General features: G+C 56.0%; 14 protein-coding genes. 9 read left to right on the top strand and 5 right to left on the bottom strand.

Annotated elements, in window-relative coordinates:
* Positions 1-1,194: lytic murein transglycosylase (locus BIS10_RS13315; RefSeq protein WP_253505876.1), on the top strand; the 1,194-nt coding region annotated here is incomplete at its 5' end.
* Between the two features lie 71 nt (positions 1,195-1,265).
* Entirely contained in the window at positions 1,266-1,820 is a 555-nt protein-coding gene (locus BIS10_RS13310) for an ATP-dependent zinc protease (protein WP_058577085.1), read from the top strand.
* A gap of 22 nt (positions 1,821-1,842) precedes the next feature.
* On the opposite strand, the gene BIS10_RS13305 is transcribed toward BIS10_RS13310, so the two are convergent.
* The gene (locus tag BIS10_RS13305; protein ID WP_074210313.1) at positions 1,843-2,553 is read right to left on the bottom strand and encodes a 16S rRNA (uracil(1498)-N(3))-methyltransferase; all 711 of its coding nucleotides are present in this window, start codon (positions 2,551-2,553) and stop codon (positions 1,843-1,845) included.
* A gap of 135 nt (positions 2,554-2,688) precedes the next feature.
* On the opposite strand from BIS10_RS13305, the gene phaR reads away from it, so the two are divergent.
* From phaR to BIS10_RS13280, 5 genes are all read left to right on the top strand, one after another.
* Positions 2,689-3,153 carry a polyhydroxyalkanoate synthesis repressor PhaR gene (gene phaR, locus BIS10_RS13300; RefSeq protein ID WP_044628507.1) on the top strand — a complete coding sequence of 155 codons (465 nt, stop codon included), beginning with the start codon at positions 2,689-2,691 and terminating at the stop codon, positions 3,151-3,153.
* Positions 3,154-3,231: 78 nt separating this feature from the next.
* Complete coding sequence (purD, locus tag BIS10_RS13295; protein ID WP_089675397.1) at positions 3,232-4,518, top strand: phosphoribosylamine--glycine ligase; 1,287 nt, start codon at positions 3,232-3,234, stop codon at positions 4,516-4,518.
* Positions 4,519-4,565: 47 nt separating this feature from the next.
* Entirely contained in the window at positions 4,566-5,006 is a 441-nt protein-coding gene (locus BIS10_RS13290) for a thioesterase family protein (protein WP_089675398.1), read from the top strand.
* The gene (locus tag BIS10_RS13285; RefSeq protein ID WP_062361629.1) at positions 5,006-5,878 is read left to right on the top strand and encodes a phosphoribulokinase; all 873 of its coding nucleotides are present in this window, start codon (positions 5,006-5,008) and stop codon (positions 5,876-5,878) included. The genes BIS10_RS13290 and BIS10_RS13285 overlap by 1 nt, the downstream gene beginning before the upstream one ends.
* Before the next feature lie 59 nt (positions 5,879-5,937).
* Entirely contained in the window at positions 5,938-6,279 is a 342-nt protein-coding gene (locus tag BIS10_RS13280; protein WP_230834812.1) for a histidine triad nucleotide-binding protein, read from the top strand.
* A gap of 95 nt (positions 6,280-6,374) precedes the next feature.
* Here the strand turns inward: BIS10_RS13280 and ettA are convergent, their stop codons facing one another.
* From ettA to BIS10_RS13260, 4 genes are all read right to left on the bottom strand, one after another.
* Positions 6,375-8,036, bottom strand: coding sequence for an energy-dependent translational throttle protein EttA (gene ettA, locus BIS10_RS13275; protein WP_253505874.1), 1,662 nt, complete (start codon positions 8,034-8,036; stop codon positions 6,375-6,377).
* Between the two features lie 199 nt (positions 8,037-8,235).
* On the bottom strand, positions 8,236-8,448 hold the full coding sequence (locus tag BIS10_RS13270) for a PA3496 family putative envelope integrity protein (protein WP_044628513.1): 213 nt from the start codon (positions 8,446-8,448) through the stop codon (positions 8,236-8,238).
* Between the two features lie 162 nt (positions 8,449-8,610).
* The gene (locus tag BIS10_RS13265) at positions 8,611-9,048 is read right to left on the bottom strand and encodes a PAS domain S-box protein (protein WP_074210340.1); all 438 of its coding nucleotides are present in this window, start codon (positions 9,046-9,048) and stop codon (positions 8,611-8,613) included.
* A 186-nt stretch (positions 9,049-9,234) separates the two neighbouring features.
* Complete coding sequence (locus tag BIS10_RS13260) at positions 9,235-10,548, bottom strand: MFS transporter (RefSeq protein ID WP_253505872.1); 1,314 nt, start codon at positions 10,546-10,548, stop codon at positions 9,235-9,237.
* Between the two features lie 157 nt (positions 10,549-10,705).
* Between BIS10_RS13260 and BIS10_RS13255 the strand changes: the two genes are divergently transcribed.
* Together BIS10_RS13255 and BIS10_RS13250 are read left to right on the top strand one after the other, a co-directional pair.
* Complete coding sequence (locus tag BIS10_RS13255) at positions 10,706-10,975, top strand: SelT/SelW/SelH family protein (RefSeq protein ID WP_253505870.1); 270 nt, start codon at positions 10,706-10,708, stop codon at positions 10,973-10,975.
* Positions 10,972-11,859 carry a DMT family transporter gene (locus BIS10_RS13250; RefSeq protein ID WP_253505868.1) on the top strand — a complete coding sequence of 296 codons (888 nt, stop codon included), beginning with the start codon at positions 10,972-10,974 and terminating at the stop codon, positions 11,857-11,859. The genes BIS10_RS13255 and BIS10_RS13250 overlap by 4 nt, the downstream gene beginning before the upstream one ends.
* Positions 11,860-12,266 lie beyond the last annotated feature (407 nt).

The raw sequence follows: 12,266 nt of genomic DNA, 5'->3' as shown, positions 1-12,266 counted from the left end.
GCTACGACGCTTGCTCTCCACAGCCCTGCCACACACGCCAGCCCGCAACTAATGACCGAGGTAGATGCACGAGCCGCTGAAGAGGTGCGCTATGCCAACTTCAATCAGTGGTTAAGCGAGTTTCGTCGCTATGCCGCCAACCAAGGGATTAGCGAAGCGACGCTAGCCTCCGCCTTTGATGGCCTGCGCTACCGCGAGCGGGTGATTGAATTAGACCGCTACCAGCCTGAGTTCGTGCGTGCCATTTGGCAGTATTTGGATAGTGCCGTGTCTACCGCGCGTATTACCAATGGTCAGGAGAAGTACGCGCAACACCGTGAAACAGCCCAGCAGATGCAGCAGCGCTATGGCGTACCAGCAGAAATCATCGTGGCCATCTGGGGCGTTGAGAGTAATTACGGCAGCAACTTTGGTGATTTCTCGACGCTAGAGTCCCTCGCTACGCTGGCCTATGATGGCCGTCGGCGAGACTTTGCTCGTGGGGAGCTGCTAGCAGCACTACGTATTATTGACCAGGGCGACATTGCCGCAGAGCAGATGAAAGGCTCTTGGGCGGGAGCGATGGGGCATACCCAGTTTATTCCCAGCAGCTTTGAGGCCTACGCGGTGGATGGCGATGGCGATGGTCGCCGCGATATTTGGGGTAGCATACCCGATGTGATGGCCTCTACCGCGAACTATCTGGCGCGGGCGGGCTGGCAGGCCGGGCAGCCGTGGGGTACCGAAGTTGTGCTGCCTACCTCCTTTGATTACGCCCAAACCGGCCGCAAGAGCAGCGCTGAGTGGGCCGCGCAAGGCGTGCGTGCGGTGAACGGTGACCTGCCTTCCTTCGATAGTGCAGCGGTGATTGTACCGGCCGGGGCGAATGGCCCCGCGTTTATCGTAGGTCCCAATTTCCGCGCTATCTTGCGTTACAACAATGCCACTAGCTATGCGCTGGCGGTTGCCACGCTAGCCGACGCCATTGCTGGGCGAGAGGGCATTTCGCAAGCATGGCCACGCGATGAGGCACCTTTAACCCGTGATGATGTCAGAACGCTCCAGCAGCGTTTGAACAACGCCGGTTACGCGGTAGGCACTGCCGACGGCATTATGGGGCCGAATACTCAGGCGGGGCTGCGTGCCTTCCAGCGCGACCAAGGCCTAGTGCCGGATGGCTTTGCTACCCAGTCGCTGTTAGAGCGGTTGCGCTAGCTCAGGGCGCTTTCATCGCTGTTTGAATCTCTTTGATAGCTAGGCAAACTTCTCACCAAGGATGAGTCGCAATGGGAAAAACATTTCTAGGGGTGTTGGGGGCGAGCGTATTGGCTGGTTCCCTGTTGGTCAGTGCTACCGCACAGGCTGAGGATAAGGTCTTCGGCTGGGTGGAAAATGCTTACATCGAGCCATGGGGGATTGCCGTCAAGGCCAAGTTGGATAGCGGCGCACTTACCTCATCACTGGATGCCCGTGATATCGAGATGTTTGAAAAAGATGGCGAAGAGTGGGTGCGCTTTCGTTTGAAGCTGGAAGATCAAGAGAGCGGTGACACCTTTAGCGACCAAATCGAGCGTCCACTCTATCGCGAGCAAACCGTGCGCGGCGCTGGGGGTCGTGACGAGCGCCCGGTGGTGCTGATGGACGTGTGCATGGGGGATACCATCTACGAGGAGCAGTTTAGCCTGCGTGACCGAGAAGAGATGATCTATCCGCTACTATTGGGGCGTCGTACCATCAGCCACCTGGGCTTGTTAGACGTACGCAATACGTTTCTACAGGAACCCGAGTGTGGAGAAAACGCTGCGTACGTTCCCCACGACCCCGAAGACGACCAGTCTTGATCCTTTATTAGTCAGGTAGCACTCAAAACAGCCGTGACAGCAGCGCGGTGACGGCTGTTTCTACCCGCAGGATACGAGGGCCTAGGTGCATTCCCTCGCAGCCTGCCGTCAGTAGCTGCTCCACTTCCCACGGGATAAAACCGCCTTCGGGCCCTACCAGTAATAGCGTTGGCTCATCAATACCGCGCGGGCAGGCATTCTCCATGCCTGGGTGGGCAACCAATCCTCTTCGTTCTGTTAGAAGTGCCGGTAGCTGCTCTTCCATAAAAGGACGAAACCCTTTGCAGAGCGTCACGTTAGGCAGTTGAGTATCCCGCGCTTGTTCTAGCCCAAGTATCAAATGCTGATGAATTTTTTCTGGCCGCAGTTCTGGCGACTGCCAGTAACTCTTTTCAACCCGCTTGGTGTGCAGCAGGGTAATCTCTTTGACTCCTAACGCCGTGACGTGCTCAAGCGTGCGTGCCAGCATACGCGGGCGCGGCAGCGCCAGGACAAGATGAACGGGCAGGGCAGGCGGCGGCGGTTCGTTGATATCTTCCAGCGCAAACAGAGCCTGCGTTTTGTTGAGCTCCGTTAGCGTGGCCTTACCCATAGCGCCGCCTTGAATACCCACGGTTAAGCGATCGCCTTCGTTAGCGCGGTGTACTTCATGCAGATGGGTCAGGCGGCGCGCATCGGTAATACGAGCGTGGTGACCATCGACCTCGCTCGGGTCTAGCAGTATCAAATTCATAGTCGTCGTCTATTGGTCATAGGAAAGGCGTACTTAACAGCACTAATCCGCTAAGCTGGCTTGCATGGGCGCGTGTTGCAGGCACAATAGCAGCAACGGCGACAAAAGCCTCTATCGTGTTTAAGGAGATGCGCTGTGCGCGTAATTCGCAAATATGCCAACCGCAGGTTGTACGATACTCAGCAGAGTCGTTATGTCACTCTTGAAGACTTGCGGCGTTTAATCATTGAAGAAGAGCCGTTTCGCGTTGAAGACGCGAAAAGTGGCGAAGATCTGACGCGCACCATTTTGCTATCGATCATTATCGAACAGGAGCAGGCGGATAGTGAAGCCGAAGTGTTCTCGAACGACCTGCTGGCCCAGTTGATCCGTGTGTACGATATGTCCTCACCGCTGCCGCTGGCGCGTTATTTGGAGCAGGGCACCCAACTGATGCTGGAGCAGCAAAAGCGCATGCAGACCCAGTGGCAGCAGGCGATGCGCCACTCACCCATTGAGTTTATGCGTGAACTGGCCGAAGAGAATATGCGTTTCTGGCAAAATGCGCTGAACCAGCCTACCCAGACGGATGACGACGATAAAACGGACAAAAACTCCTAATCCCCCTTTAGGCCACGTTAGGGACGCGTTGTGGCATAATGCGCCCCAACGACGCTCTCCCGTTTGAGAAGGATACCCATGAAAGTTTTGATGATCGGTGGCGGTGGCCGCGAACATGCCCTTGCTTGGAAACTTGCCCAATCCAATGATGTCGAGCAAGTGTTTGTGGCACCTGGCAACGCAGGGACCGCCACAGAACCTAAGCTGACCAATATCGCTATCGGCGCAACCGACCTGGATGCCTTGGTGGCGTTTGCCCAGCAAGAGCAGATTGCGCTAACCGTGGTGGGCCCAGAAGCTCCGCTGGTGGAAGGCGTAGCGGATCGGTTCCAAGCCGCTGGTTTGACTATCTTTGGCCCCAGCCAGCGCGCGGCACAGTTGGAAGGCTCCAAATCGTTCACCAAAGACTTTCTGGCCCGCCATCACATTCCCACCGCCGATTACCAAACCTTTACCGCTGTTGAGCCAGCATTGGCGTATTTAGCTGATATGGGCGCGCCCATCGTCATCAAAGCGGACGGTTTGGCGGCAGGTAAAGGCGTGATTGTCGCCATGAGCGAAGCGGAAGCCGAAGCGGCGATCCGCGATATGCTTGAAGCCAACGCCTTTGGTGACGCTGGCGCGCGAGTCGTCATCGAAGAGTTTTTGGAAGGTGAAGAAGCCAGCTTTATCGTGATGGTGGATGGCGAAAACGTCGTGCCCATGGCCACCAGCCAAGACCATAAGCGTGCCTACGATGGTGACACCGGCCCCAATACCGGCGGTATGGGAGCCTACTCTCCGGCACCGGTAGTGACACCGGAAGTAGATGCGCGGATTATGGAGCAAGTGATTTTGCCCACCGTGCGTGGCATGGCGGAAGAGGGCAACGCTTACACCGGCTTCTTGTATGCGGGGCTAATGATTGACCCGCAAGGCAACCCCAAAGTAATCGAGTACAACTGCCGTTTTGGTGACCCGGAAACCCAGCCGATTATGATGCGCCTTACCTCCGATTTAGCGGCGCTCTGTTTAGCAGGTGCCAAGGGCGAACTGGCAGACAAGCAGTGCGAGTGGGATAGCCGCGCAGCGGTGGGCGTGGTGTTGGCGGCAGGTGGCTACCCCGGCAGCTACCGCAAAGGTGACGTGATTCACGGCCTAGCCGATGCCGAGCAGGCGCAGTGCAAAGTCTTCCATGCAGGGACGGCGCAAAACGCAGAGGGTGATATCACCACTGCTGGCGGTCGCGTGCTGTGTGTGACCGCCCTGGGCGATAGCGTCTCAGCTGCCCAGCAGCAGGCGTACCAAGGGGTTAAAGCGATTCACTGGGATGGCGTTGAGTTCCGTCGTGATATCGCTTTCCGTGCCATCGCGCGCGAGCAGTAATTACCGGCCTGTTAAGGTCAAACCGTCACCCAGCAAGGAGTTGAACTATGGAGCGTGTTTCGCAGGAGTTCCCTAACGCAGCGGTTATCCATCGTCATCCGCTGACTGTGCGGGTGACGGATATGAACTACGGCCGCCATCTGGGGCATGATGCGCTGGTATCGCTGCTTCATGAGGCTCGTATGCAGGCCTTCGCCGCCCTCGATCTGCCCGAGTGGGATATACACGGCTACCCAAGCGTTGTGGTTGACCTCGCCGTGCAGTATCAACAGGAGGCACGCTTTCCCGATGCGCTGGTGATAGAAACGGCAGTGCCCGACCCAGAAGGCAAAGCCTTAACGGTGTTCCATAGGGTGACTAAGGCGGAAACGGGCGATGTGGTGGCTACCGCTCGGGTAAATAAACTACTGATTGACTTGGCTGCTGGCCGCCCGGTAGCGATTCCCGATACGGTGAAGCAAACGCTTGCTGATGCAAGGGGGGGATAATGTCCCGAGAATATCCCATCATCGCGGTAACGGGTTCGTCAGGGGCGGGTACCACTACCGTGCGCCGCAGCTTCGAGCGCATGTTTTTGCGTGAAGATGTGCATGCTGCCATGGTGGATGGGGATGCGTTTCACCGCTATACCCGCGATGACCTAAAGCGCATTTTCCGTGAAGAGCCAGAACGTAAAGATGAGCTATCCCACTTTGCCGTAGAAGCCAACTTGCTTGATCGCCTGGAAGGTCTGTTTATCGAGTACGGAGAGCACGGTGCTGGCATCTTCAGGCACTATATCCATGCGGAAGATAAGCAGAAAATTGAAGCCGGGTATCGGGTGGGCACCTTCACCGAGTGGCAGTCGCTGCCTTGCGGCACTGACTTGTTGTTTTACGAAGGGCTGCACGGTGGGTTAGTGACCCAAGAGTACGATATTGCCCGCCATGTGGATCTATTGGTGGGTGTTGCGCCGACCATGAATCTGGAGTGGATTCAAAAGATCGACCGGGACACAAAGCTGCGCGGCTACTCTCAGGAAGCGGTGATTGACACTATCTTGGGCCGTATGGATGACTATGTGCGCTATATCCAGCCACAGTTTTCCCGTACCCATATCAACTTCCAACGGGTGCCCACGGTCGATACGTCCAACCCCTTTGAAGTGCAGGATATTCCGACCGATTCGGAGTCGTTTGTGGTCATCCGTTTCCGCGACCCTTCAACCGTCGATTTCCCTTGGTTGCTGGCGATGATTAAAGACTCCTTTATGACCCGCCCGCATACCCTGGTGGTGCCCGGCGCTCGTATGTCATTGGCGATGGAACTGATTCTGGCACCGCTGGTTCGCCACTTACTGTCGCAGCGCCGTTTTCGCTAACGGGGTAAGCGGGGCTGCCTTTTATCGATAATAAACGCGCCAAACCTAAGGAGGCCGCGATGGAGTGCCTGTTCTGCAAAATTATTAACCGCGACATTCCCGCTGATATCGTGTTTGAAGATGAGCACGTGCTGGCGTTTAATGATATTAATCCCCAAGCGCCGACCCATCAGCTTATTATCCCTAAAAAGCATATCTCGACGCTTAACGATATTGCCTCTGACGACTTAGCCCTTGTGGGCCGCTTGCAGCACACCGCCGCGCAGCTCGCCAAGCAGCAAGGGTTTGCCGAGGATGGCTACCGCGTGGTGATGAACTGCAACGAAATGGGCGGGCAGACCGTCTACCATATCCATATGCACTTAATGGGTGGGCGCGAGTTTACCTGGCCCGCAGGCTAAACTGTCTCGCCGGCCAACGGTAAACAGCCATCCATAAAAAAGCCCTGCGGCGGGAAACGCCAGCAGGGCTTTTGCATTGCATAACGCCTAAAACATTAGGCGTCGATGCGCTTGTACTTCATGCGCTTGGGCGTGTCGTTACCGACGCGTTTCTTGTGATCTTCTTCGTATTCGGTGTAGTTACCGTCGAAGAACACCACTTCTGAATCGCCCTCAAACGCTAGAATGTGGGTCGCAATACGATCCAGGAACCAACGGTCGTGAGAAATCACCATGGCACAGCCAGGGAAGGCGAGCAAGGCTTCTTCCAGGGCGCGCAGGGTTTCGATATCCAGGTCGTTAGAGGGCTCATCCAGCAGCAGCACGTTAGCACCCTGTTTTAGGGTTTGCGCAAGCTGCAGGCGGCCACGCTCACCACCGGAAAGCTCATCCAGACGCTTCTGCTGGTCGTTGCCTTTGAAGTTAAAGCGACCAACGTAGGCTCGCGAAGAAACTTCATAGCCATTGATGTTGAGAATATCCTGGCCATCGGACACTGCTTCCCAGACAGTTTGCTTGTCGTCAAGGGCGTCGCGCAGCTGCTCAACGTAGGCAATGTCGACGGTTTCGCCGATTACCACTTCGCCAGCATCCGGCTGCTCTTTGCCGGTTACCAGCTTAAACAGCGTCGATTTACCGGCACCGTTACCACCCACAATGCCAACAATCGCCCCTTGGGGAATGGTAAAGGAGAGATCCTGGTAGAGCAGTTTGTCGTCAAAACGCTTGGTAACGTTGTGGAACTCGATCACTTTGTCACCCAGGCGCGGGCCAGGCGGAATGTAGATCTCGTTGGTCTCATTACGCTTCTGGAAATCGCCAGACTGCATCTCTTCAAAGCGGTTAAGGCGCGCTTTGCTCTTCGCTTGGCGGCCTTTGGCGTTGCTGCGCACCCACTCAAGCTCTTGCTTGATGGCTTTCTGACGAGATGCTTCCTGTTTGGCTTCTTGGGTCAGGCGCTGCTCTTTCTGCTCAAGCCACTGGGAGTAGTTGCCTTCAAACGGAATACCTTGGCCGCGGTCCAGCTCAAGAATCCAGCCCGCGACGTTATCCAAGAAGTAACGGTCGTGGGTAATCGCAACGACAGTGCCGTTGTAGTCATGCAGGAAGCGCTCCAGCCACGCCACGGATTCAGCATCCAGGTGGTTGGTGGGCTCGTCCAGCAGTAGCATGTCCGGGCTTGAGAGCAGCAGGCGGCAAAGCGCCACACGACGACGCTCACCACCAGAGAGATTGCCTACTTTGGCCTCCCACGGCGGCAGGCGCAGCGCTTCTGCGGCTACCTCCAGCTTACGCTCAAGGTTGTGTGCATCGGCAGCTTCGATAATATTCTCAAGCCGTGCCTGCTCGCTGGCCAGGGCATCAAAGTCGGCATCGGGTTCGGCGTAGGCAGCGTATACCGCGTCTAGCTTTTCCTGCGCCTCTTTGATGGCACCTAAGGCCTCTTCGACGGTATCCCGAACGTTTTTCTCGTCATCTAGCTGCGGCTCTTGGGGCAGATAGCCCACGTTGATGCCGGGCATCGGACGAGCTTCACCTTCAAACTCTTTATCGACACCGGCCATAATGCGCAGCAGCGTGGATTTACCGGCACCGTTTAAGCCCAGTACGCCGATCTTGGCGCCAGGGAAGAACGAGAGCGAAATATCCTTGAGAATTTGCTTTTTGGGCGGCACGACTTTGCCAACCCGATTCATGGTGAATACGTATTGCGCCATGGAAATCCGTTAGGTTGTGGTAAAAGCGAGACCAGCAAATCTGCTGGCTTGGTGCACAGATGATAGTGCCCAGCGCGGCTAAAGGCCAGCAAAGCAGTGGGGCAAGCGTAGAGTGGTCAAGCCGCAAAGATAAGGGGCACTCATTTGGGTGCCCCTCGGGTATGTCCACCTTGAAAACGCTTAATAGATTGGCAAGGCGCTACTCTTCTTCGTCCCAGTCATCTTCAATCGCGCGCTGTAAGCGACGCTCTTCAAGCCACGCTTCTACCTGACGGCGAGCGCGCAGGGTATCCGCTTTACTGGGTTTGCTTTTACCGTAGTGATCGTCGTTGACTGCATCCAAGTTATCAAACTCGTCAGCATCAAGCCCATCGTTGGTGTAGGTTTCACGATTTAAGGGGTCACGGCTCATGGTATGCCCTCCAACCCAAGCCGGCGCACCGGCATCACAACGGCTCCTTACCCAACAGAAGCAAAGTAAGAAGCGCCTAACGCTAAACAAGCGCCTAGCCGCTATATAACGCCACTTGGATTGAAGTTCAAGCCCTATCTTTGTTTTTATGATGGCAAATGTTTATTTGGTGTTTTCCTGCTGATTTTTTAGCGCTGCCAGTGCCAATTGGGCCTCAACTCGTTCGGTCACATCTTTCTGAACGCCGATGTAGTACATCAAGTTGTCGGCTTCATCATAAACTGGCGTAATTGACAGTTCATTCCAGAACATAGTGCCGTCTTTACGGTAGTTACGCAGCACTTCCCGCGAGGGGCGGCCATCCTGTAACGCTTCGCGGATCGACGATAGCGCATCCTGGTCGCGGTCTTCGTTTTGCAGAAAACGGCAGTCGCGATACAGAATTTCATCCGCACTGTAGCCCGTTAAGCGCTCAAAGCCCTTGTTCACGTAAATCAGGATGTTTTCGTCACCTTCCTGCTCCGCAACGACGATGCCATCTTCAGAAGCGTCAATAATGCGCTCAAGTAACTCCGGGTTGATCAAGGGAGATCGTTTCATCAATGGATTCCTGTTGCTTTCGTTCTTTCGTAGCCATGGCGCTGTTGATCAGCGCGGGGCTCTCTTACTGCAGGACGATGCGGAATTTCACACTACCGAATAGAGGTAGAATAGCAAAAAAACAGCTCTCTACCGCCAACTGCTGCCCATCATGGCGAGCGTTGAGGTGCTTTGCAATCAACAACGCTATTCGGCTTCCGGTAACCGCTGTGCGCTGAACATCGCCCCCACTGCCGTGAGCGCCAAGACCACCAGCAACATGGCGCTTCCTAGCCATTGCGCCAACGCGCCGATAATACCCCCGACAACCAGCATCAGTACGCCCGTAAGCGTATTGGAAAGCGCTACGTAAAGGGCGCGATTGTCTTGGCTGGCAATATCCACCAAATAGGTTTTGCGACCCAGGCGAACACCGTGATGCACAATCACCAATAGCGCATAAATCGCGGCATAGGGTAAAACGCTCTGCGTCCAGTCACCCGGCAACCAAGCTAAGGCCGCGCCTAATAGGCAGCACAACACCGTACCCACGGCAGCGTCGCGCATGACCCGGCGGCTGGACTGATCCGCGCGTTTTCCCCATATCGGGCTTGCCACCATAGCGGCTAGGCCGGATACCACCACTAAAATGCCTAGGCCGCCCAGCTCGGTTCCGCTCTGCTGCTGGCCGAGTAGCGCCAGGTAAGGCAGCGCCAGCGCGCTTGAAAGTAGCAGGGCCCTAGCGACATTGAAGTGTAAAAACGTGCGGTCTTCACGCAGTAGCGATAGCCCCAACTTAATGCTATCCCAGGCGTTTTCGCCGCCCTCGATGGAACCTGGCACCTCTTTAATGCGGGCTGCGCACAGCGCATTGAGTAACCAGCCAGCGGCCGCTACGCCAAGCAGTATGGCCAATGCCAAATTGCCGGGTCGGTCACCGAACCACATCAATACACCGCCGGCAACCAGCGTTGCACCACCCGCGACGCTGCCGCTCCAGCCCATCAAAGTGCCTCGGCGGCGCTTGGCGATGGTTTTGCCGAGCACGTCCTTGGTGGCAATGGAGGAGAGCCCCCGTGCCAAGGAGAGCATGACCAACGCGGCCAACACCAACAAGCCGCCGATAGCCCCGCTGCCTATCAGGGCCAGTAACGCCAAAGCAATAGCCGCCACCGCCTGCAGCACGGCCCCCACCACCCACACCCACTTGCGCTGGGGCTTTAGGCGAATAAAGCCAGCCACAAACAGCTGGGGGAGGAGGGCGCCTGCTTCACGAATCGGTACTAATAACCCCACCATCCATACCGGAGCGCCGATAATACCCAGCAGCCAGGGCAGCACTAAGCGGGCGCTCGACAGCTCATCCGCTAACTTATTACCTAACGAAGCGAAAAGGTGCAGGAAAAAGTTGTGCGGCTGCTCTTGGCAGGCATCGTCAGGTATATCGTCGCACATACGGCTATCGTCATCGCCTGTCAGCCACTCGTATAACTGCGTCTGTGAAACTTCCGGTTGAGCCATGTCGGTTCCTTGGCGATTGCTAATTTAAGATGACAGAATGCCTACTTAGGATGCCACACTGTATTTTAAAACCTGTATTTAAAAAGCCCTGTGTTCCAAAAGCCTGTGCTTTAAAAACCTGTGTTTCAAAGGAACGGATAGATAAGGACGCAAAAAGATGACCCGCATTCACATTCGCTACTGTACCCAATGCCAGTGGCTGTTGCGTAGCGCCTGGTATGCCCAAGAACTTCTCTCCACGTTTGGCGAGCAGCTAACAGAGGTCGCGCTCTCCCCCTCCCGCGGCGGTACGTTTGAGATCTGGTGTGGCGACACGCTGCTATGGGAGCGCAAGCGCGATGGTGGCTTTCCCGACATCAAAACACTCAAGCAGCAAGTGCGTGACCAGATCGACCCTGCGCGCGACCTGGGGCATATCGACCGATGACCCAAGACCAACAGGCGATGCTGTATGGATTGGGCGCTGTAGCGCTGTGGTCGACCGTTGCCACCGCCTTCAAGGTAGCCCTTGCATGGATGAGCCCCCTGGAGCTGATGTGGATAGCGGCGCTGGCTTCCTGGCTGTTGATGGGCGCACTGGTCATCAAACAGGGCGATATGGCGCTAGCGCTGCGCCAAGGCTGGCGAACAGCGCTCTGGGCCGGGCTAATGAACCCCGTGGCTTATTACTTAGTGCTATTTGCCGCCTATGACCGGCTGCCGGGTCAAGAGGCCATGGCGCTGAACTACACCTGGGCGCTTGCTATGGCGTTTCTGGCAGTGCCGCTGCTGGGGCACCGCTTAACTCGACTGGATGTGGCGGCGGGGCTGGTGGCCTATAGCGGCGTTTGGGTAATTGCTACGCGGGGCAATGTCTTCAATGTGGCGTTTGAAGACCCTTTGGGCGTGCTGCTGGCGCTCTCATCAACCCTATTGTGGGCACTCTACTGGCTGCTCAACGCGCGGGATCAACGACAACCCCTGGTAGGCCAGTGGCAAAATTTTAGCGTTGGGTTACCGGTGCTAACCATGTTGTTACTGCTTGGCCCCGGCGTGCAGTGGCATGGCTGGCCCGCGATAGGCGCAGGCGTTTACGTCGGCCTGTTTGAAATGGGCGTAGCCTTTGTACTTTGGCAACTGGCCGTACAAAAAGTGTCCCGCACGGCTAAAGTCTCTAACCTGATCTTCCTATCTCCGCCGGTATCGCTGCTGCTGCTTTATCTTGTAGTTGGAGAGCCAATGCTGCCTTCCACGCTGGTGGGGCTAGTGCTTATTTTATGCGGGCTTGGAATACAGCAACTGCCAGGTAAACGAGAAAAGCGCGCAGCCTAAAGATGGGTTAAATCGTCAACCTACGACCTCTTTGTGTAATAACGCCATGCTATTAGGTATTATTGACATCCTCCCCACCCTCAGCTTGCGCTGCCGTCTAGCGACGGAAAGGAAGGGGGTTCCCAGGTTGTTACCTTCCTGGTTTCTGCTTCCAAGACGATTGCCCGAGGGAATGGCTTGGTTATCGCCGTAAAAGTCCCACAGTGGGGATTTTTACGGTGGCGAACCAACTCATATCCCCCAGGTCTCACATCGTCTCCACAGACGTAACTTTCCGAGTGCCCCTCGGTAGGTCGTGTCGACGTGAGTAGTATAGCACTGTGCAAATCATCAGCAAGGGCATCCTGCGGATGCCGCGCTATCCATCCGCTCACTAAAAGTAAGCGGTTTTTCGCGCTGATTGATAA

The sequence above is a fragment of the Halomonas sp. 707B3 genome (assembly GCF_024158645.1).
Taxonomy (GTDB): Bacteria; Pseudomonadota; Gammaproteobacteria; order Pseudomonadales; family Halomonadaceae; genus Vreelandella; species Vreelandella lionensis.
Note: the sequence above shows the minus strand (reverse complement) of the source record. Positions and strands in the feature narration are given on the sequence as shown.

Coding starts and splice junctions, on each gene's coding strand:
- BIS10_RS13310 (WP_058577085.1), top strand. CDS start 1,266: ATGGGAAAAACATTTCTAGGGGTGTTGGGGGCGAGCGTATTGGCTGGT.
- BIS10_RS13305 (WP_074210313.1), bottom strand. CDS start 2,553: ATGAATTTGATACTGCTAGACCCGAGCGAGGTCGATGGTCACCACGCT.
- purD (WP_089675397.1), top strand. CDS start 3,232: ATGAAAGTTTTGATGATCGGTGGCGGTGGCCGCGAACATGCCCTTGCT.
- BIS10_RS13290 (WP_089675398.1), top strand. CDS start 4,566: ATGGAGCGTGTTTCGCAGGAGTTCCCTAACGCAGCGGTTATCCATCGT.
- BIS10_RS13285 (WP_062361629.1), top strand. CDS start 5,006: ATGTCCCGAGAATATCCCATCATCGCGGTAACGGGTTCGTCAGGGGCG.
- BIS10_RS13280 (WP_230834812.1), top strand. CDS start 5,938: ATGGAGTGCCTGTTCTGCAAAATTATTAACCGCGACATTCCCGCTGAT.
- ettA (WP_253505874.1), bottom strand. CDS start 8,036: ATGGCGCAATACGTATTCACCATGAATCGGGTTGGCAAAGTCGTGCCG.
- BIS10_RS13270 (WP_044628513.1), bottom strand. CDS start 8,448: ATGAGCCGTGACCCCTTAAATCGTGAAACCTACACCAACGATGGGCTT.
- BIS10_RS13265 (WP_074210340.1), bottom strand. CDS start 9,048: ATGAAACGATCTCCCTTGATCAACCCGGAGTTACTTGAGCGCATTATT.
- BIS10_RS13260 (WP_253505872.1), bottom strand. CDS start 10,548: ATGGCTCAACCGGAAGTTTCACAGACGCAGTTATACGAGTGGCTGACA.
- BIS10_RS13255 (WP_253505870.1), top strand. CDS start 10,706: ATGACCCGCATTCACATTCGCTACTGTACCCAATGCCAGTGGCTGTTG.
- BIS10_RS13250 (WP_253505868.1), top strand. CDS start 10,972: ATGACCCAAGACCAACAGGCGATGCTGTATGGATTGGGCGCTGTAGCG.